This window comes from Arthrobacter sp. Soil762 (assembly GCF_001428335.1).
Taxonomy (GTDB): Bacteria; Actinomycetota; Actinomycetes; order Actinomycetales; family Micrococcaceae; genus Arthrobacter.
The window spans coordinates 1-19,105 of the sequence record NZ_LMSG01000010.1 but is presented as its reverse complement, the minus strand read 5'-3'; the positions used below and the strand labels follow the sequence as shown (position 1 = coordinate 19,105).

The window sequence follows — 19,105 nt, the reverse complement described above, 5'->3', positions numbered from 1 at the left end:
GAGCGGGCACATGGCCCAGGCCGCCAACCAAAAGGGCCGCCACCAAACCGGTGACGGCCCTTCTGCAGCTCCTGGACGGGTGGGCTGGACGGAGGCGGCTTAGACCTCGTCCGCCAAGGTGCCGAGATACAGCTGGATCACCTTGGGGTCCTTCATCAGTTCCCGCCCGGTGCCCGTGTAAGCGTCCCTTCCTTGGTCCAGCACATAGGCGCGGTCGCAGATCTGCAGGCAACGGCGGGCGTTCTGCTCCACCATGATCACCGACACCCCGGCCCGGTTGATCTCGTGTACCCGCAGGAACGTCTCGTCCTGCTTAACGGGGGAGAGGCCTGCGGAGGGCTCATCAAGGAGCAGGACGTCCGGTTCCATCATCAGGGCGCGCCCCATGGCCACCATCTGACGTTCGCCGCCGGAGAGCGACCCGGCCCGCTGGGCCCGGCGCTTGCCGAGCTCGGGAAACAGGCTGGTGACAAAATCAAACCGCTCGGCGAAGTCCTTGGGGCGCTGGAACATGCCCATCTGCATGTTCTCTTCGATAGTCAACGCGGCGAACACATTGTTGTTCTGCGGGACGAATCCCACGCCCTTGGTCACCAACTTGTTGGCCTTCAACCCGGTGATGTCCTGGCCACGAACCACAACGGTGCCCGAATGGACTTTCACCAGACCGAACATGGCCTTGAGGAGCGTCGATTTGCCGGCGCCGTTAGGACCAATAATGCCGATCAGTTCACCCTTGCGGGCTTCGATGCTGCAGCCGTTCAGGATGTTTACGCCCGGAAGGTAGCCAGCGACGAGGTCCGTCACCTTCACCACGGAGTCCTGGGAGCCTGCGGTGCTTGCGGTCGGAGCCGCGCTTGTGGCACTCATTCGCTGTCCTTCCTCTTATGGCGGGCTTCGTCTGATTCGGAGGCGACGACATCGATGGCGATGATGCCCGCGTTCTCAGTACCGACAATCGATTCCTCGTCGGCCACCAGTTCGGCTGCAAGTTCCTTGATGCCCTCAGCGTCGCCAAGGTCCACGTCGTGATGGGCTCCCAGATAGGCATCGATGACTGCCGGATTTTTCATGACTTCGCCAGGAGGGCCCTCGGCAACGATCTTTCCTTCCGCCATCACCACCACCCAATCGGCAATATGGCGCACCATGTTCATGTCGTGCTCTACGAAAAGCACGGTCATGCCTTCAGCCTTGAGGTTCTTGATGTGGTCCAGGAGGGACTGGGTCAGCGCCGGGTTCACGCCTGCCATGGGCTCGTCCAGCATGACCAGCTTGGGCCTGACCATCAGCGAACGTGCCATTTCCAGGAGCTTCCGCTGGCCTCCGGAAAGCGAGGCAGCGTAGTCGTCCTTCTTGGCGTCCAGCTTGAACTTCTCAAGCAGGACGTTCGCCTGGGCCGTGATCTCCTTTTCCCGGCCGCCCCAGAGGCCCTTGAACAGGGCCTTGGAGAGGCGCTCACCGGGCTGTTCCGAGCCGCCGAGCCGCATGTTCTCCATGACGGTGAGCTTTCCCATGACCTTGGTCAGCTGGAAGGTCCTCACCATCCCCATTCGTGCCACTTTGTAGGGTGAAACCCCGGCAAGGCTGTTGCCTTCGAACTCCCATTTGCCGGAGTTCGGCATATCGAATCCGGTCAGCAAATTGAAGAGGGTAGTCTTACCTGCACCGTTCGGGCCGATCAGCGCTGTGATCTTGTGCCGCGGAATCTCCAGGTATTCGACGTCGACGGCGTTGATGCCGCCGAAGCTGCGGGTGACGTTTTCCGCCACCACGATCGGATCGCGCTTCTTGCAGCCGGGAGCAGTGTCCCCGGCGGCAATCGGACGCGTGTCCGTCATGTAGTCAATTTCCCCCGACGGACGGGGTTCTTCGCTATGCGTGCTCATGCGAACGCCAGCTCCTTCTTGTTACCGAAGACGCCCTGGGGCCTGAAGATCATCAGCAGCATCAGTGCGACACCCACAAGGATGTAACGCAGCTGGCCGGCCTGGACAGTGTTCAGCCAGGTGACGGCGCCGGATTCGATCAGGCCGTACAGGATGCCCTGTGTGAGGGACAGCACTACCCAGAAGATCATCGCACCGATGACGGGTCCTAGCACCGTGCCGAGCCCGCCGAGCAGCAGGCAGGTGTAGAGGAAGAACGTCAGTTCGGTGCCGTAGTTGGCCGGTTGGACCGCGCCGCGGGGGAGCGTAAAGATCATGCCCGCCAGGGCGCCGAGCACGCCACCGATGATGAGGGCCTGCATCTTGTAGGCGTACACGTTCTTGCCGAGGGACCGGACCGCGTTTTCGTCCTCGCGGATGCCCTTGAGCACGCGGCCCCACGGGCTCCTCATCAGCAACCACACCAGGGTGCAGCAGATGATGACGAGGCCCCAGCCGACGATCCGGATGAAGAAGTCCCGGTTATTCATGCCCATGTACGAACCCGCCGGGAACGGGTTCATTGCGTAGAACCCGCCTTCGAAGGCGGCCAGGCCGTTGGCCGAACCGGTCACGGCGGTCAGCTGGTTGGTGGTGACAATATAGCGGACGATTTCCGCGGCTGCGATCGTGACGATTGCCAGGTAGTCCGCGCGCAGCCGCAGGGTCGGTATGCCCAGGAGCATCGCGAAGATGGCCGAGCAGATCACGGCGATGACCAGTCCCACAAAGAAGGGCACGCCAAAGGTGAGTGTCGAGATGGCGAAGCCGTAGGCGCCCACCGCCATAAAGCCGGCCTGGCCAAAGTTCAGCAGGCCGGAGTAGCCGAAGTGGACTGCCAGTCCGAGGGCCGCAAGGGCATAGGCCGCGGTGGTCGGGCTGAAGAGTTCGCTGGCAGCGCTGGAGAAAATGAATCCGAAATCCATGGCTGTCTCCTAACCCACGCGCTCGCGACGGCCCAGGATGCCCTGGGGCCGGAACAAGAGGACAACAATCATGATGAACAGTGCTCCCACATACTTGAGGTCGGCAGCGAGGCCGAAAACGGTGGTCAGCTCTACGAAGATGCCGACGATGATGGACCCGATGAGGGCGCCGAAGACGGTGCCGAGGCCGCCCAGAGTCACGCCGGCGAAGATGAGCAGCAGGATCTGCGAACCCATATCGAAGGTCACTCCCGGCCGGTAATAGGCCCATAGGATTCCGCCGAGGGAGGCGAGCATGCCGCCGGTAACCCAGACGATCCGGATGACCGAGTCGACGTCGATGCCGGACGCGGCCGCCAACGCCGGGTTGTCGGCCACCGCGCGGGTGGCCTTGCCCAGTCGGGTCTTGAGCAGGATGATACCGATCAGCGCGATCACGATAGCGCTGATGATGAGCGACCAGAGGTTATTGGGAGAGATGGAGACGGGGCCGAGCTGGATTTCCGCACTCTGTGCATAGGGCAGTTGCTGCGTGGCGCCGCCAAAGTAGAACTGGATGACGTACCGGACGGCGAGGGCGAGTCCGATGCTGACGATCATCATGGGCACCAGGCCCGTTCCGCGGCGGCGAAGTGGCTTCCAGAGTCCGGCGTCCTGGAAGTAGCCGAAGAGGCCGCCGCCGAGGAGCGAAAGGATCAAGGCAAGCCAGAAGGGGAGGCCTATGGCGTTAAATGCGAAGACCAGTACAGCGCCCAGGGTGACCATTTCCCCATGGGCGAAGTTGGTCAGCCCCGTGGTTCCGAAGATCAGGGAAAGTCCCACGGAGGCCAGTGCCAGCAGGAGACCAAAGCTCAGCCCGGCAACGAGCCGGTTGAGGAGATTCTGGCCGAAGTCCTGCTGTTGCACCACGATGCCCTCACCGAAGGCGAAGATGACCGAGAGGTTGGAGGTCTGGCTGAACGTGACACTGCGGGGGTTTTCCTGACCGTCCGCTAACTTGATGCCCTCTGGCAGGGTCGATTCGTCCAGCTCAATCTCGTAGGTGCCCTGGACAGGGACGCCGATGCTCCAGGACCCGTTGGCCGCGGATTTGGCGGTCCCTTCGAAGTCCCCGCTCCTGGCGGTTATGGTCACATCCGGAATGGGGGCGCGCGCGTCATCCCGAAGGAAGCCGCTGATGTTGTTCTGGAAGGTCGTAATCGACGGGGATGGTGTCGGAGACGGCGAAGTGGCCTGTGATGCCGGGGCGACGACGAGCAGTATCGCCACGACAGAGGCAAAGACGGCCCCTATCACTTTCAGCAATCTGCCCGGCCGTCTGTGCGGCGAGCCTTTGGGTGTACTTCTCAAAATGAAAATCCTCCACTTGGGGGGTGGCCAGGGGTGCGCCATTGCAACCACTGCAAACGTCACGGGACGGATGATGATGCTCTCGCGCAGGTTGGGGGCCTGGTTGTGATATCCGTCACCGTGTGTGGCCTATGTTACAGCTCGTCAGGGTCAAATCTTAGGCTGCGGGGAGGCGCTCTGGTAGCGATCGCATAACAACTGCGCTGCAGCCACGGCGCATCGGCAAAGTGTTCGCAAAGAAACTTCTGTTGATCAGCGGTATTCCATTGGGGTCGGCGTGGCTCTCTTGCGGCCCTCGGCGGGGGCGGCCGGCCACTCGGATGCATCACGGTTGCGTTTCGGCGCCATGGGCGGGGAACTTTTTGGGGCGTGAGCGCGTAGATATTGGTAGCGTGGTTCGTAAGTCACGACTCAACCTTTACTTGGAGGACACCAGCAATGGCACTTGGCGGAAACCCGATCTTCAACGGAAAGAATTTCCGTGGAGCAACGCAGGCACCCCGTGTCCCGCAGGCGCCCTACGGACAGCCCCAGTACGGCCAGCAGCCTTACGGCCAGCGGGCTCCCGGCCAGGTCATGGATCCCCAGAACGGCTGGGGCCAACAGCAGAACATGACCGATGAGCAGTTGCGCCAGATGTACAACCAGCCGGCTGCAGGTCCCGCGGACACCGGCCGGATGACGTACGACGACGTCATCGTCAAGACTGCTGCCTGCCTCGGAGTTCTGCTGGCCGGTGCCGCGGTGACCCTGTTCGTCAGCATGGGGCTGGCCAGCATCCTGATGATCGTCGGTGCGCTGGGCGGATTCGTCCTGGCACTGGTCAACACGTTCAAGAAGCAGCCTTCGCCGGCCCTGATCCTGGCCTATGCCGGGCTCGAAGGCCTGTTCCTCGGCGGCCTCACCCGCGTGCTCGACCTCATGTACCCGGGCGTCGGGCTGCAGGCTGTCATCGGTACGCTGTCCGTGTTCACCGTGACGCTGCTGCTGTTCAAGAGCGGCAAGGTGCGTGCCTCGCCCAAGGCCATGAAGTTCTTCATGATCGCCCTGGTGGGTTACGGCCTGTTCTCCGTGATCAACCTGGTCATGATGATGACGGGTATGACGACGGAACCCTTCGGCCTGCGCAGCGGCATCATTGGTGTTGTCATCGGCATCCTGGCTATCGGCCTCGCCGCGTTCTCCCTGGTGATGGACTTCACCAGCATCGAAGCAGGCGTGCAGAGCGGCGCACCGCAGCGCTTCTCGTGGACCGCTGCCTTCGGCCTGACGGTCACGCTCGTCTGGCTCTACGTGGAGATCATCCGTGTCCTGGCGATCCTCCGCGGCGAGGACTGACGACAAAACCCGGCATCCGCCGTCGTAATCCCAAACGCATAAGAAGAGGGCCCCACCGATGCATTTCGCATCGGGTGGGGCCCTCTTTTTGCGGGTATCCGCGCTACGAAATGCGCATGGCTCCCGCTGCCGGGGTCACCGTGAAGATGTCAGGAGCCGCATAGCCGGCTTCTTCGAAGGCACGTACGACGGCGGCGCGCACCTGCTGCTCCGACGTCACTGGAGTGAGCGCGATGGCGGCCCCGCCGAAGCCGCCGCCGGTCATCCGGGCGCCGATGGCCCCGTTGGCACGGGAGGTGGCCACCGCCAGATCCAGCTCCGGGCAGGAGATTTCAAAGTCGTCCCGCATGGAAACGTGGCTGGCGTCCAGCAGGGCGCCGATGGAACCGGGGCCGGCACTGGCCAGCAGCTCCACGGTCTGCAGCACGCGGTCGTTTTCGGTCACGATATGGCGCACGCGCCGGTAGGTGACCTCGTCCAGGAGGCCAGCGGCTTCTTCCAGGTCCTCCAGCCGGACATCACGCAGGGCCTTGACGCCCAGGACCTCGGCGCCCAGTTCGCAGGACGCGCGGCGGGAAGCGTAGCCTCCGTCGGCATGGGAGTGGGAGACGTTGGTATCGATCACCAGCATCACCAGCCCTGCAGGTTCTGCCTCGAAGGGAACCAGCTGAACGCTCTGGTCGCGGCAGTCCAGGAAGACCGCGTGCCCCTTGGATCCGCGCAGCGACGCTGACTGGTCCATGATGCCGGTGGGGGCGCCGACAAAGACGTTCTCGGCGCGCTGGGTGGCGAGGACCATCTCCTCGGGTTCAAGCCCAGCTCCCGTCAGGTCATTCAGGGCTGAGATGACCGCGCATTCGATGGCGTGCGATGAGGAGAGGCCGGCGCCCAGGGGAACGTTCGAATCGAGCAGCAGGTCCACCCCCGGAACGGTGATGCCCTGCTGCTGCAACGCCCACATCACACCGAGCGGATACTTCGTCCAGCCCTTGGCGGAAGCCGCGTCCAAAGAGCCGAGGTCGGCGGTGACCATGCCGTGGTCACCATAAGTGGACAGGAGCCGGACCGTAGAGTCCGCACGGACTGCGACAGCCACCCGGGCGGTCTTATCGATCGCGAACGGGAGCACATAACCCTCGTTGTAGTCGGTGTGCTCGCCGATGAGGTTAACGCGTCCCGGTGCCTGCCAGACGCCGTCGGGAAGCCTGCCGAACTCCTGCCCAAAGCGGGCCGCCAGGTCCGCCGTGCCCGGCTGCGCTGTGTCCAGGGCCTCAGTGCCCGGTTCCGCCGGGTTGGTCAGAGGGGTCCGGGCAGTCAACGGGTCAGGGGAGGCGCTCACGCGTGTACTCCTTCAGGCAGGGCCCCCAGAGCAGCAGGGGCGGTTGCTGCAGGGACGGGGCTGGACTCCGGAACCACCACGGCCCGGAGCCGTTCCGCCACGCTCTCCGGAGTGGTGTCATTGATAAACGCGCCCATGGCGGCTTCGGAACCGGCCAGGAACTTGAGCTTGTCCGCTGCCCGGCGGGGCGACGTCAGCTGGAGGTGCAGGTAGCTGGCGGGGCGCAGGAGGTCGTCAAGAGGGGCCTGGTGCCAGGCGGAAATGTAGGGCGTCGGGGTCGGATACAGGGCATCGAGCCGTTTGAGCAGGTCAAGGTAGACATGGGCCAGTTCATCCTTTTCCTCACCGCTCAAGGCGGCCAGGTCGGCAACCTGCCGGTGCGGCACCAGGTGGATTTCCAGCGGCCAGCGGGCAGCGAACGGCACGTAGGCGCTGAAATTCTCGCCCTCCATCACCATTCGGCTCCCGTCCTCGCGTTCCGCCCGCAGCAGCGAGCCTGTGAGCGTCTGCCGCCCGTCGGACCCATCATAGAACTTGCGTGCGGCCGCTCCGATGACCCCTGCCCGGGGCGTGACGTAGGGGTACGCATAGATCTGGCCGTGCGGGTGGTGGAGGGTGACGCCGATGTCGGCCCCGCGGTTTTCGAACGGGAACACCTGCTTGATCCCCGGCAGTTTGCTGAGGACTTCGGTGCGGTGCGCCCACGCCTCAACTACAGTCCGGGCGCGGGCCTCACCCAGGCCACTGAACGATCCCGTGTGCTCGGGAGTGAACGCCACTACTTCGCAGCGTCCGTACGCGGGTCCGGTGGTGCCCCAGGCCGGAGTGGACGGCACTGGGCCCACAGCCGGGCCCAGTGACGGGAAGCGGTTTTCAAATACCACAACGTCGTAATCGGGTGCTGGGATCTCGGAGGGGTTGTTCGGTGTGGTGGGGCAGATGGGGCACTGGTCGGCAGGCGGGAGGTGGGTGCGGGACTGCCGGTGCGCCGCGACGGCCACCCATTCGTCGGTGAGGGCATCGAAGCGTACTTCGCCAGGCTCGCCGCGCTCGGGCAAGGGCCGGTGATCGGTGGTGGTGGCCCCCGTGCGGGGCTGGGCAGTGGCGCCGTCGTCGAAATAGATCAGCTCCCGGCCATCGGCGAGCGTGGTGGTGGTGATACCTGTCATGGCGGGGGTCCTTTGCGTGCTGGTGCCGGCAGGTGCCGGACGTCCGTTGCCTCGATCATCCCATATTTCGCTCAAAAAAGAATAGTTTCACACAAAAGAGAACATTTTGCGGTGATGGCAGGCTGTCCTTTCCCCCTGTTACGGTGGTGCTCATGACTTCGAGTGCAACCCCGGACGCGAGCATTCCCGCCGGATTCCAGACCTACGCCACCGGCCGGCAGTACGAACTCCGCAGGGGTGACGCGTTCGCAGTTGTGACTGAGCTGGCGGCCGGCCTGCGGCTCTACAGCCGTGCCGGTGTCCAGCTCACCGAGACCTATGGGGACGCCGAGATTTCCCCCGGCGCCGCCGGGATCACCCTCGCCCCCTGGGCAAACAGGGTGGAGGACGGGCTCTGGTATCTGGACGGCAAGAAGCAGCAACTGGACATCACGGAGGTTTCCCGGAACAACGCCAGTCATGGACTGCTCCGCAACTCCGCCTACAGCCTGGTTGATGAATCGCAATATTCGGTGACCCTCGAGGCGACGGTGTTCCCGCAGCATGGCTACCCCTTCCTGGTGCGCCACCGGGTCCAGTACCTTCTCGCTGAGGACCTTGGCCTGGAAGTCCGCCAGACGCTGATCAACGATTCCAGCGCGCCAGCGCCGTTCGTCCTGGGCGCCCACCCATACCTGCGGCTGGGCGACGCGGACGTGGACCAGCTCACCCTGACCGTCGCCGCCGGCACCCGCCTGGTGGCGGACCAGCGCCTGATCCCGCGGAGCTCGGAGCCCGTCAGCGGGGACAGTGACTTCCGCAGCGGCCAACGAGTGGGGGACCTTGAGATCGATGTAGCCCTCACTGACCTGACGTTCGACGGCGGTGCGGCCCGCCATGTGCTCAGCGCACCTGACGGCCGCAGTGTCACTTTGTGGCAGGACGAATCCTGCGGCTACGTCCACATCTTTGTGACAACTGAGCTGCCCGGCAGGCCCAGGGCGGTGGCCATCGAACCCATGACCGGTCCGGCCAACGCCTTCAACTCGGGTCACGGGCTGCGGTGGCTTTCGGCCGGGGAAACGTTCACGATGGCCTGGGGGATCGATGCTGTCCTGGGCGGGGCCGGGTAGCCGTTTCGCATAAGGGGCGGTGCTGAGGAAGTATTAGGCTATGACGCCAGCCGAGGACGCCACCCCATCCGATTCAAAGCCCACAGGCACGGCGCCGGATACGGTCCGGCCGGTGGAAACTGTCCGCCCGGCCCGGGTGCGCGCGGACCGGGAGCTTGAGCAGGACATTCCCTACGGTATCCGGATTGCAGCGTCGTGGGCCTGGCGGCTCGGTCTTATCCTTCTGGTGGGCGGCGCCCTGGTCTGGCTGCTCAGCCGGATCAGCTTCCTGATGATCCCCGTTATGGTGGCCGCGCTCCTGGCCGGACTGCTGAGCCCGGTGGTGCGCTGGCTGCGGAGCGGGCGCCTGCCAAACGGCGCCGCGGTGGCCATCACGGTGCTGGGATTCATCGGTGTGCTTGCTGGCGCCCTTGCCCTGGTGGGACGCCAGCTGGCTTCAGGTTTCGGCGAATTGTGGTCCCAGGCGCTGACGGGCGTGAAGCAGGTCCAGGACTGGCTGGCCGACGGACCCCTGCACCTCACTGCCGACCAGATCGACCAGTACCTCAAGGACGCATCCGCCGCACTCCAAAACAACAGCAGCAGCATCCTCAGCGGTGCGTTGTCCTTCGGCAGCACCGCGGGCCACTTCGCCGCGGGAATGGTGCTGGCCCTGTTCATCCTGATCTTCTTCCTGCTCGAAGGCGACAGGATCTGGGCCTTCCTGGTCCGCCTCCTCCCCAAGAAAGCGCGTGCGGCAACGTTCGGTGCCGGACGCAAGGGCTGGGCTTCCATGGTCAGCTACGCACGGATCCAGATGTTTGTTGCGTTTGTTGACGCGGTAGGCATCGGCGCCGGCGCGGCCATCATCGGGGTGCCGCTGGCCCTGCCCCTGAGCGTGCTCGTGTTCATCGGTTCCTTTATCCCGGTTGTCGGTGCCCTGGTGACCGGGGCCATCGCCGTACTCCTGGCCCTGGTGGCCAACGGGCCGGTCAACGCCCTGATCATGCTGGCTATCGTCCTGCTGGTCCAGCAGCTGGAGAGCCACATCCTGCAACCCCTCGTGATGGGCAAGGCCGTGGCCCTGCACCCGGTGGCGGTCATCCTCTCTGTGGCAGCGGGTTCGTACCTTGCGGGCATCCCCGGCGCGCTGTTCTCAGTCCCCATCCTCGCCGTAGCAAACTCCGCAATTCGCTACATCGCGGCCAGAACGTGGGAACATGAACAGGTGCTGGCAACCCCCGGAGGGCCGGTGACGCCAGGCCCGGACCATGATGACTCCATCAGGGATGTCCGGTTGCCAGGCTTCAAGCCCAAGCGCGGCAAGGACGCCGCAGCCAGCACAGAAGCAGCCAATCCGGACGCCCAGGCCTGAGCCAAGGCGCCGGAGCCGTACCCACCCAAGGAGAATAAGTCCGTGAACACCCTTGAAACCCTTCCCGTCACGCTGGACGATGTCCTGGAGGCGCAGAAGCTGCTCGAGGGGATTATTATGCGGACCCCGGTGGAATCGTCACGGGCCCTGGGCGGGATGGTGGGCGGCGACGTCTTCTTCAAGTGCGAAAACCTGCAGCGGGCCGGATCGTTCAAGGTCCGCGGCGCCTACGTCCGCATGGCCAAGCTCTCGGCCGAGGAGAAAAAACGCGGTGTTGTGGCCGCATCAGCCGGAAACCACGCCCAGGGCGTGGCCGTGGCAGCCAAAAGCCTGGGCATCAAAGCCCGCATCTACATGCCGCTGGGCGTAGCCCTTCCGAAACTGGCGGCCACCCGCAGCCATGGCGCAGAAGTCATCCTCCACGGCCACAACGTGGATGAGGCCCTCGCCGAGGCGCAGCGCTACGCTGACGAATCCGGCATGGTGTTTGTGCACCCCTTCGACAACGTGGACGTGGTGTCCGGCCAGGGAACTATCGGCCTGGAAATTCTCGAGCAGATCCCCAACGTGGACACCATCCTGATGGGAGTGGGCGGCGGCGGGCTGCTGGCCGGAGTAGCTGTGGCCGTCAAGGCCCGGGCCAGGGAACTTGGGCGGGAAATCCGCATCATCGGTGTCCAGGCCGAAAACGCTGCGGCTTATCCGCCGTCGCTCGCCGCCGACGCACTGGTTCCGCTGAAGAAAGTGTCCACCATGGCTGACGGCATCGCCGTGGGCCGGCCCGGACAGCTGCCCTTCAGCATCATCCGCGAGCTGGTGGATGATGTTGTCACGGTCAGCGAGGATTCCCTGGCGCGGGCCCTGATCTTCCTGCTGGAACGGGCCAAGATGGTGGTGGAACCCGCCGGGGCGGTTGGAGTTGCGGCCTTGATGGACGGCAAAATCGAAAACCCCGGGACCACCGCGGTGATCCTGTCCGGCGGCAACATCGATCCGATGCTGATGCTCAAAGTCATCCAGCGGGGCCTGTCCGCCGCCGGGCGCTACATGACCGTCCGGATGATGCTCGATGACCGGCCGGGCTCGCTGGCCACCATCGCCCGCATCATCGCCGAAAACGATGCGAACGTCACGGGCCTGGACCACACCCGTGTTGGCGGCTCCATCAGCATGGGCGACGTCTCCATCACCGTGAACCTCGAAACCAAGGGCCACGAACACTGCGAGCAGGTCCTCGGCGCCCTTCGTGCCGAGGGTTTCCAGCCCATTGTGGTGCATTAGGAGCAGCCATGCTTGACGCGACGGGCGACGGAAAGCCGCGGAACCGGGAAACCACAGCCTCGCGGGCGAAAGGCGGACTGTTGGTGGCCGGCGGCTTTGTGGCCGTGCTCATTGTGATCGAACTGATCAACATGCTGACCCTGCATGCCCTGAACCGGACTTTCGGGCTCCGGCCCCGGTCCGCGGACGGGCTTCTGGACATCCTGACGTTCCCGCTGCTGCACGCCAATCTGAACCACCTGATGTCCAATGCCCTGCCCCTGATCGTTTTCGGCTTCCTGGTGTTTCTCTCCGGCGTGAGGGTGTTCCTGACGGCCCTCGGGTTCAGCTGGCTGGGCTCCGGACTGACAGTGTGGCTGATTGGCGACGGCGGCATCACCGTTGGCGCCTCCGGCCTGGTTTTCGGATTGTTTGCCTTCCTCCTGGTGCGGGGTTTCTTCAACCACAGCTGGCGCCAGATTCTGCTCGCCGTGGTGCTGTTTATGGTCTACGGCGGCATCCTGCTGGGGGTGCTGCCCATCATGGGCAGCTACATCTCCTGGCAGGCGCACCTCGGCGGAGCGGCAGGCGGAGTTGTCGCTGCCCTGTTGCTGCGCCCCAAGCACGCAAGAACGCCGGCCCCCTGACGGGGACCGGCGTGGCCAGGCCTGGTTGGCCTGAAACGATCAGTGTGAAGCGTCAGCCTGCGTAAGGCTTGGCGGAGAGGATTTCCACCGTGATGTCCTTGCCGTTCGGAGCCGTGTAGCTGAGCTTCGCGCCCTCTTTGTGGCCGACGATTGCCGCGCCGAGGGGTGACTTCTCACTGAACACGTCCAGGTCTGAATCGCCGGCGATTTCGCGGGACCCCAGCAGGAATGTCTCTTCGTCGCCTGCGATCCGGGCAACAACGAGCATGCCGGGCTCCACAATGCCGTCGTCAGCGGGGGACTCGCCCACATGGGCATCGCGCAGAAGGGCCGTCAGCTGGCGGATCCGGGCTTCGATCTTGCCCTGCTCTTCTTTGGCCGCATGGTAGCCGCCGTTTTCCTTCAGGTCGCCCTCCTGCCGGGCAGCTTCAATCTTCTGGACAATCTCCGCACGGCCAGGGCCGGAAAGGTGGTCCAGCTCTGCCTTCAGGCGGTCAAAAGCTTCCTGGGTGAGCCAGGCTGCAGGCGCGCTGTTGGTGGTAGACACGGACTTCTCCTAATGGTCGTACATGCAAAAGACCCCGCAACAGTGGCCACTTATGGAACTCAGCAACCAGCTCAGCGGGGTAAAGGTATTGACCCATTGTAGTCAAAACTCTGGACATACCCAACCCGGGATGGGGCATAGATCACACGGCGCTACGTCCCGGCACCCGGAATCCAGCAGTCGTCCACCACGCCGGAAACGGACAGGGACTCCGTCCGGAGTGTCACCCGCTGCGAAACTGTCCTGCCGCCGTCGGCCGTTCCGTCAGCTTCCCCGGGCGGGATGTCCACTACTTTCCAGCCCACCACGGCGAACTTGGAGTCGAGGGCCTTGACGGCGCACTTGACGGCCGTCCCCGGTTCCCTGGTGACCTGGAAATCAACCTCGGCCGCCGTGGCATCGATGGTGCTGAAACCGATGTCCTTGAACGTCACGTCAGAGACGGCTGAGGACGTGGAGACCCAGGCCATAAACCCCACTCCGGCCGCCAGTGCCGCTACGGCAATGCCACGTTTGACCGCACGCGGGAGGGGCTGCTTTTTACTGCCATAACGATTGGCTAGGCTAGTGTCTGCAGGCGGGGACACGGCGGGCTGATCCTGGGTAGTCACCAGTCCAGTTTAGTTCGGTTCCAGGCGGTGGCCGTCCGGTCCGGATCAGCACCCCGGTGCAGCTATCCCGTCCGTCCAGTCATGCAGTCCCTTCAGTCCAGCGGCCGTCACAGCAGCCGCAGAATAATAAGGAGCCGTCCTCGATGACAGCGTCCACTAATACCCCGGCAACGCTGAGGCTGCTAGCCGTTCATGCACACCCGGACGACGAGTCCAGCAAGGGCGCCGCGACCATGGCCATGTACGCCGCCGCCGGAGTGGAAGTCATGGTGGCCACCTGCACCGACGGTTCCCGCGGAGACATCCAGAACCCTGCCGTGGAAGGCGAGCCGCATCCCAAGCGGGACATGGCCGGGGCGCGCCGGCTGGAAATGGACCAGGCGGCCAAGGTACTTGGCATCCAGCAGCGTTGGCTGGGATTCACGGACTCCGGGCTGCCCGAGGGCGATCCGCTGCCGCCGCTGCCGGCCGGATCCTTCGCCGTCCAGCCGCTGGAGCGCGCCGCGGCGCCGCTGGTGCGGCTGGTCCGGGACTTCAAACCGCAGGTGATCGTCAGCTATGACGAAAACGGGGGATACCCGCACCCGGACCACATCATGGCGCACCGTGTGGCGGTGGAGGCATTTGCGGCTGCGGGTGACCCCAGCAGGTATCCCGACGCCGGAGCGGCCTGGGAACCCAGCAAGCTCTATTACGACAGGGCCTTCAGCCCGGACCGGTTCCGCGCACTGCATTTTGCCCTGGAAGAAGCAGGCCTGCAGTCCCCGTACGCCCAGCGGCTGGCCGCGTGGCTGGAAACGGACGCAGAAGGCCACACCCCGCCGCAGGGTTCCCATGCCACCACCACGCAGATCGACTGCGGGGACTTTTTTGAAGCCCGCGACGACGCACTCCGCGCGCATCGCACGCAGGTGGATCCGCTGGGGTTCTTCTTTGCCGTATCAGCCGAGATGCAGCGCCGCGTGTGGCCGTGGGAAGACTACTCCCTGATCGAGTCCAGGGTCCCCGCGGAATTGCCCGAAAAGGACCTTTTTGCCGGGCTAAGATAGAGCGGCAGCATATTCTATGCCGTGTAGAAAAGCTGTGGGCTGGTCCGGGTCCCGCGGACCCCGCGTCAGGAATCCCCGGCCGGCTGCCCATCATTTTCCACAGAAGGTTTGAACCGTGCACCACTTGCTCCTCGCCCTGACCACCACCCCCTCACCGTTGCCGACGCCCGGCCTGCGTGAGGGCATCTCCGAGGACCAGATCACCCCGGGCCTGTGGGGCTTCATCATGACCGCTTTCTTTGTGCTGGCCACCACGCTGCTGATTGTGGACATGGTCCGCCGTATCCGCCGCGTCCGCTACCGGGCGCAGGTGGAAGAGGAACGCCAGGCAGCGGCCGAGGCCGCGGACATTGAAGCTGCGGACGGCCACGACGGCCTCGGTGTTGCCGACGACGCGGATGCGTCCGGCGACAAGGCAGGCCTCGAAGACAACGGTCACGGCCACGCCGCCGACCGGCCCCAGCCCCGCGACTGAAGCGGGCCGGACCCCCGCTTTCCTACCGGCCTCTACAGTTCAGCTGAGGACTGCGATGGCGATCGCCGTGAAATGTGCTGCGAAGGCCAGGACCGTCAGGGCATGGAAGAGTTCGTGGAAGCCAAAGTGTTCGTAGCTGAAGTTGGGTTTCTTCAGCGCGTAGAACACGGCGCCGGTGATGTAAAGTACGCCGCCCACACAGATGAGGACGGCGGCGGGGACGCTGGCCGCGAAGAACTCAGGCAGGTAGAACAGCGACCCGCAGCCCAGTGCGATGTAGATGGGCACGTATAGCCAGCGCGGCGCGTCCGTCCACAGCAGCCGGAACAGCACGCCGAGAATGGCCCCGGACCAGATGACCCAGAGCAGCAGGACCGCCTTGGGCTGTTCCAGCAGGGACCAGGCCAGGGGAGTATAGCTGCCGGCGATGACCAGCATGATGTTGGTGTGGTCCAGGCGCTTGAGGACAATCTTCACGCCCGGAGACCAGTTGCCGCGGTGGTAGATGGCACTGATGCCAAAAAGCAGGACGCCGGTGGCAGCGTAGATGGCCGAGGTGATCTTGCGGTCCGGAGTGGGGGCGAGGACCACGAGGACGAGGCCCGCCGCCAGGGCCAACGGAGCCGTGACGGTGTGGATCCAGCCGCGCCACTTGGGCTTGATCATCAGGAGCTCGGCCAGCCGGACGGCGGCGCCGTTCAAGGGGCTGTGGCCGTGGTCCGCCGAGGGCGCGCGGGGGCCGTCAGGAGTCTGGCTGTTCATGGCTTCAGAATATCCTCACTTTGGATAAGTTACTCATGGGTAACAATTATGGCAGGTCATCCGGGAACGTCCCGTCACGCCGGTCCCGGTCCCGGACGGTAGCCTAGGATGTGCAATGCCGTCGAACAGCAACGGAAGTCAGGTGAGTCTCCTCGTGGAATTGCGCGGGTTCCTTTATGGCTTCTACGAGAGGCGGCTGCTCAGCGAGTTGGCCGGCGGCCGCATTCCCAATCACATCGGCGTGATGGTGGATGGCAACCGCCGCTGGGCTAAACAGTTCAACGCACCCACCAGCCAGGGCCACCAGGCCGGCGCGGATAAGATCCATGAATTCCTCGGATGGTGCCAGGAGCTTGGGGTCAAGGTGGTCACGCTCTACATGCTGTCCACGGACAACATGAGCCGGTCCAGCGAGGAGCTGGACCTTCTGATGGGGATCATTGCCAACACCCTGGACCGCCTGGACGATGACGCCAACATCTCGGTCAACGCCATGGGCGCCCCCGAGCTCCTGCCCGACTACCTGGCGGAACGGCTCAACAAGCTCACTGCCCGCACTCCGGTACGCGAAAAGATCCATGTCAACGTTGCCGTGGGCTACGGCGGACGCCGCGAAATCGTTGACGCCGTGCGGGAGCTGCTTCACGACGCCGTCGCCAAGGGCTCTGACATTTCGGCGCTCGCTGACTCCCTGTCCGTGGACGATATTTCCCGTTTCCTCTACACGCGCGGCCAGCCGGATCCGGACCTGGTGATTAGAACCTCCGGGGAGCAGCGGCTGTCCGGGTTCCTGATGTGGCAGAGCGCGTACAGCGAGTTCTACTTCTGCGAGGCCTTGTGGCCCGCCTTCCGAAAAGTGGACTTCCTCCGCGCCCTTCGGGACTACGCCGGCAGGCAGCGGCGCTTCGGGACCTGATCCGGCCGGTCCGTTCATCCGGAATTCACAAGCCGGTAACAGGAATCGCCGACGGATGGCACCGGAAATTACTGGGCAGGGATTTACGTTATATCCATCAGCAGGCAAATACGCCGGCTGATCGGGGAGGCCAGTACATGGAGCGAATTTCGCACCGGTTGTATGGGAGGCCGGACCCGGCCTCCAGGCCGAGCCGCCTCACCAATAACAATTCCGGGCGTGCCCGGGGCTGGAGTCGATGTGGCTAATTCTGAACAACTGCCCGAAGCCGTTTTTGACCAGGGACAGAAAGCTACCTCTCGCGCCACGCGAGCCACCTCACAAGCCGGTGCAGCAGACGAAACATCTGCGGCCGGTTTTGCTGTCTCCGGAAGGGACGCCACCATTAGCACGTTCGTCATTGACACCTCCGTCCTGCTCTCGGATCCACGGGCGCTGCTGCGCTTCGCCGAGCACGAAGTCATTGTTCCGATCGTTGTCATCACGGAACTTGAGGGGAAACGGCACGACCCCGAACTGGGCTACTTTGCCCGCAAGGCGCTCCGGCTGCTCGATGATCTCCGGGTGAAACACGGTGGCTTGAGCAAACCCATCCCCATCGGAAACGAGGGCGGCACCCTCTTGGTGGAGCTGAACCACATTTCCGCCGAGGTGCTTCCCTTGGGTTTCCGCAGTGGCGACAACGACAGCCGCATCCTGGCTGTGGCCAAGAACCTGGCCAATGAAGGCCGGAACGTCACCGTGGTTTCGAAGGATCTCCCCATGCGGGTCAAGGCCTCCGCCATGGGACTCACTGCCGACGAATACCGCAACGAACTGGTCAAGGATTCGGGCTGGACCGGCGTCGCGGAGGTCGAGGCCAGTGAGGACGAAATTTCCACCCTGTACGGCCACGAGCCCGTCTTCATTCCCGCAGCCGCGGAAATGCCGGTCAACACCGGGCTGGTGATCCTCTCCAACCGGGGCTCAGCCCTGGGCCGGGTGGGCGCTGACAAGCAGGTGCGGCTGGTCAAGGGGGACCGGGACGTATTCGGGCTCCACGGACGATCGGCGGAACAGCGGCTCGCCATCGACATGCTGATGGACCCCGCCGTCGGAATCGTTTCGATCGGGGGGCGGGCCGGCACCGGCAAATCCGCGCTGGCACTGTGTGCAGGCCTGGAAGCCGTGCTGGAACGCCGCGAGCACCGCAAGGTGATCGTCTTCCGCCCGCTCTACGCCGTGGGGGGCCAGGAACTTGGCTACCTGCCCGGCTCCGAGTCGGAAAAGATGAACCCCTGGGCCCAGGCGGTCTTTGACACCCTCGGCGCCCTGGTCAGCCAGGAAGTCGTGGAAGAAGTCATGGACCGCGGCATGCTCGAGGTCATGCCGCTGACCCACATCCGCGGCCGCTCCCTGCACGACGCCTTCGTGATCGTCGACGAGGCCCAGTCACTCGAGAAGAACGTCCTCCTCACCGTGATGAGCCGCATCGGCCAGAACTCCAAGATCGTCCTCACCCACGACGTCGCCCAGCGTGACAACCTGCGCGTCGGCCGGCACGACGGAATCGCCGCCGTCGTCGAAACCCTGAAAGGACACCCGCTCTTCGGCCACATCACCCTGACCCGCTCGGAGCGCTCCCCGATCGCAGCCCTGGTAACAGAGCTCCTCGAAGGCGCCGAAATCTAAGGTTCCGTTAGGTGAGGGGCCGTGGTTCCGTTCGTCGGGCCACGGCCCTTCTCCGTCGCTTAGACACCTCCCGCCGCTTTGCTACGGTCGCTGGGCGACCTGCGCGCCGCTTTGGTCGGCGATGCGCTCCTACGAGAAGGCCCGTGGCCCTCCTTGAACGGCGGTTCTGGTGGCCAGCGCACACGTCTGGCTCCTCCCCTGGCTCACCTACGTTGCCCGGAGGTGACCGGCGCACTTGCGGAGCCGTGGTCCTTCTCAAAGGAGCGCATCGCGACGCAGCGGGCCTTGGAGGTCGCCCCGCGACCGAAGAGGCCCTTTTGCGTCGTGTCTAAGCGACGGAGAAGGGCCGGGGCGCCGCAAACCCAGACACGACTCAGCCGACGCCGAGGAACTTAGCCGCTGCTTTGTGGCCGTTGACTTGGAGCGTCCAGTCGGGGCGTTTGAAGGTTGCGGGGGTGAGGCGCACTTTTTGGACTTCGACGGCTTTGCCGCCCCAGGATTGCCTGTTGGTGCCGTTGAGTTCGTAGCCGAGGGAGCGGGACACGCCTAGGAGGCTGCTGAATTAATCGTGGGTTGGGCGCGTCGGCTGGACTCGTGGGCCTGGTGATTAAGACTGGTCTTATGCAGGGACGCGAGGACGCGCAACGCGGG

At 64.3% G+C, this 19,105-nt stretch carries 19 protein-coding genes and 1 pseudogene; 10 read left to right on the top strand and 10 right to left on the bottom strand.

Translation table 11 applies throughout. From position 1 onward, the window contains the following. Nucleotides 1–99: 99 nt before the first annotated feature. The 4 genes from ASG77_RS07870 to ASG77_RS07855 are packed head-to-tail and all read right to left on the bottom strand — an operon-like array spanning nucleotide 100 to nucleotide 4,147. Nucleotides 100–870, bottom strand: a complete 771-nt coding sequence (locus tag ASG77_RS07870; protein ID WP_056343524.1) for an ABC transporter ATP-binding protein — start codon at nucleotides 868–870, stop codon at nucleotides 100–102. After that, the gene (locus tag ASG77_RS07865) at nucleotides 867–1,889 is read right to left on the bottom strand and encodes an ABC transporter ATP-binding protein (RefSeq protein ID WP_056343521.1); all 1,023 of its coding nucleotides are present in this window, start codon (nucleotides 1,887–1,889) and stop codon (nucleotides 867–869) included. Before ASG77_RS07865 ends, ASG77_RS07870 begins: the two co-directional genes overlap by 4 nt. Beyond that, a complete protein-coding gene (locus ASG77_RS07860; protein WP_056343518.1) occupies nucleotides 1,886–2,854 on the bottom strand; it encodes a branched-chain amino acid ABC transporter permease in 969 nt (322 codons plus the stop codon). The genes ASG77_RS07865 and ASG77_RS07860 overlap by 4 nt, the downstream gene beginning before the upstream one ends. Nucleotides 2,855–2,863: 9 nt before the next feature. Beyond that, a complete protein-coding gene (locus ASG77_RS07855) occupies nucleotides 2,864–4,147 on the bottom strand; it encodes a branched-chain amino acid ABC transporter permease (protein ID WP_235564391.1) in 1,284 nt (427 codons plus the stop codon). On the opposite strand from ASG77_RS07855, the gene ASG77_RS22490 reads away from it, so the two are divergent. Together ASG77_RS22490 and ASG77_RS07850 are read left to right on the top strand one after the other, a co-directional pair. After that, complete coding sequence (locus ASG77_RS22490; RefSeq protein ID WP_235564393.1) at nucleotides 4,032–4,313, top strand: hypothetical protein; 282 nt, start codon at nucleotides 4,032–4,034, stop codon at nucleotides 4,311–4,313. The two genes, ASG77_RS07855 and ASG77_RS22490, sit on opposite strands and share 116 nt — an antisense overlap. Nucleotides 4,314–4,642: 329 nt before the next feature. Beyond that, the gene (locus ASG77_RS07850) at nucleotides 4,643–5,542 is read left to right on the top strand and encodes a Bax inhibitor-1/YccA family protein (protein WP_056343512.1); all 900 of its coding nucleotides are present in this window, start codon (nucleotides 4,643–4,645) and stop codon (nucleotides 5,540–5,542) included. 103 nt (nucleotides 5,543–5,645) lie between these two features. On the opposite strand, the gene galK is transcribed toward ASG77_RS07850, so the two are convergent. Together galK and galT are read right to left on the bottom strand one after the other, a co-directional pair. Then, the gene (gene galK / locus ASG77_RS07845; protein ID WP_056343599.1) at nucleotides 5,646–6,809 is read right to left on the bottom strand and encodes a galactokinase; all 1,164 of its coding nucleotides are present in this window, start codon (nucleotides 6,807–6,809) and stop codon (nucleotides 5,646–5,648) included. Between the two features lie 68 nt (nucleotides 6,810–6,877). Further along, on the bottom strand, nucleotides 6,878–8,050 hold the full coding sequence (galT, locus tag ASG77_RS07840; protein ID WP_056343509.1) for a galactose-1-phosphate uridylyltransferase: 1,173 nt from the start codon (nucleotides 8,048–8,050) through the stop codon (nucleotides 6,878–6,880). Between the two features lie 152 nt (nucleotides 8,051–8,202). Here galT and ASG77_RS07835 point away from each other — a divergent pair, with 152 nt between their 5' ends. Genes ASG77_RS07835 through ASG77_RS07820 form a run of 4 tightly spaced genes read left to right on the top strand, consistent with a single transcriptional unit; the run spans nucleotide 8,203 to nucleotide 12,423 of the window. Next, nucleotides 8,203–9,162 (top strand): aldose 1-epimerase family protein, encoded by a 960-nt coding sequence (locus ASG77_RS07835; RefSeq protein WP_056343506.1) that lies wholly within the window; start codon nucleotides 8,203–8,205, stop codon nucleotides 9,160–9,162. A 40-nt stretch (nucleotides 9,163–9,202) separates the two neighbouring features. Then, a complete protein-coding gene (locus ASG77_RS07830; protein ID WP_082575896.1) occupies nucleotides 9,203–10,516 on the top strand; it encodes an AI-2E family transporter in 1,314 nt (437 codons plus the stop codon). Nucleotides 10,517–10,558: 42 nt separating this feature from the next. Beyond that, nucleotides 10,559–11,797, top strand: a complete 1,239-nt coding sequence (ilvA, locus tag ASG77_RS07825) for a threonine ammonia-lyase (protein ID WP_056343503.1) — start codon at nucleotides 10,559–10,561, stop codon at nucleotides 11,795–11,797. Nucleotides 11,798–11,805: 8 nt separating this feature from the next. Further along, on the top strand, nucleotides 11,806–12,423 hold the full coding sequence (locus ASG77_RS07820) for a rhomboid family intramembrane serine protease (protein WP_056343500.1): 618 nt from the start codon (nucleotides 11,806–11,808) through the stop codon (nucleotides 12,421–12,423). Nucleotides 12,424–12,475: 52 nt separating this feature from the next. On the opposite strand, the gene greA is transcribed toward ASG77_RS07820, so the two are convergent. Both greA and ASG77_RS07810 read right to left on the bottom strand, forming a co-directional pair. Further along, a complete protein-coding gene (gene greA / locus ASG77_RS07815; protein ID WP_056343498.1) occupies nucleotides 12,476–12,970 on the bottom strand; it encodes a transcription elongation factor GreA in 495 nt (164 codons plus the stop codon). Nucleotides 12,971–13,122: 152 nt separating this feature from the next. Continuing rightward, a complete protein-coding gene (locus ASG77_RS07810) occupies nucleotides 13,123–13,581 on the bottom strand; it encodes a DUF4307 domain-containing protein (RefSeq protein ID WP_056343495.1) in 459 nt (152 codons plus the stop codon). Nucleotides 13,582–13,724: 143 nt separating this feature from the next. Between ASG77_RS07810 and mca the strand changes: the two genes are divergently transcribed. Together mca and ASG77_RS07800 are read left to right on the top strand one after the other, a co-directional pair. Next, entirely contained in the window at nucleotides 13,725–14,630 is a 906-nt protein-coding gene (gene mca / locus ASG77_RS07805) for a mycothiol conjugate amidase Mca (RefSeq protein WP_056343492.1), read from the top strand. Between the two features lie 115 nt (nucleotides 14,631–14,745). Further along, entirely contained in the window at nucleotides 14,746–15,105 is a 360-nt protein-coding gene (locus tag ASG77_RS07800; RefSeq protein ID WP_056343489.1) for a hypothetical protein, read from the top strand. A 39-nt stretch (nucleotides 15,106–15,144) separates the two neighbouring features. On the opposite strand, the gene trhA is transcribed toward ASG77_RS07800, so the two are convergent. Then, nucleotides 15,145–15,867 (bottom strand): PAQR family membrane homeostasis protein TrhA, encoded by a 723-nt coding sequence (trhA, locus tag ASG77_RS07795; RefSeq protein WP_235564389.1) that lies wholly within the window; start codon nucleotides 15,865–15,867, stop codon nucleotides 15,145–15,147. A 154-nt stretch (nucleotides 15,868–16,021) separates the two neighbouring features. Here trhA and ASG77_RS07790 point away from each other — a divergent pair, with 154 nt between their 5' ends. Together ASG77_RS07790 and ASG77_RS07785 are read left to right on the top strand one after the other, a co-directional pair. After that, nucleotides 16,022–16,783, top strand: a complete 762-nt coding sequence (locus ASG77_RS07790) for an isoprenyl transferase (protein WP_056343590.1) — start codon at nucleotides 16,022–16,024, stop codon at nucleotides 16,781–16,783. Nucleotides 16,784–17,023: 240 nt separating this feature from the next. After that, nucleotides 17,024–18,454, top strand: a complete 1,431-nt coding sequence (locus tag ASG77_RS07785; RefSeq protein ID WP_056343485.1) for a PhoH family protein — start codon at nucleotides 17,024–17,026, stop codon at nucleotides 18,452–18,454. Between the two features lie 373 nt (nucleotides 18,455–18,827). Here ASG77_RS07785 and ASG77_RS21185 read toward each other — a convergent pair. Continuing rightward, nucleotides 18,828–19,004: pseudogene (locus ASG77_RS21185) on the bottom strand (GNAT family N-acetyltransferase); the annotation flags it as partial. Nucleotides 19,005–19,105 lie beyond the last annotated feature (101 nt).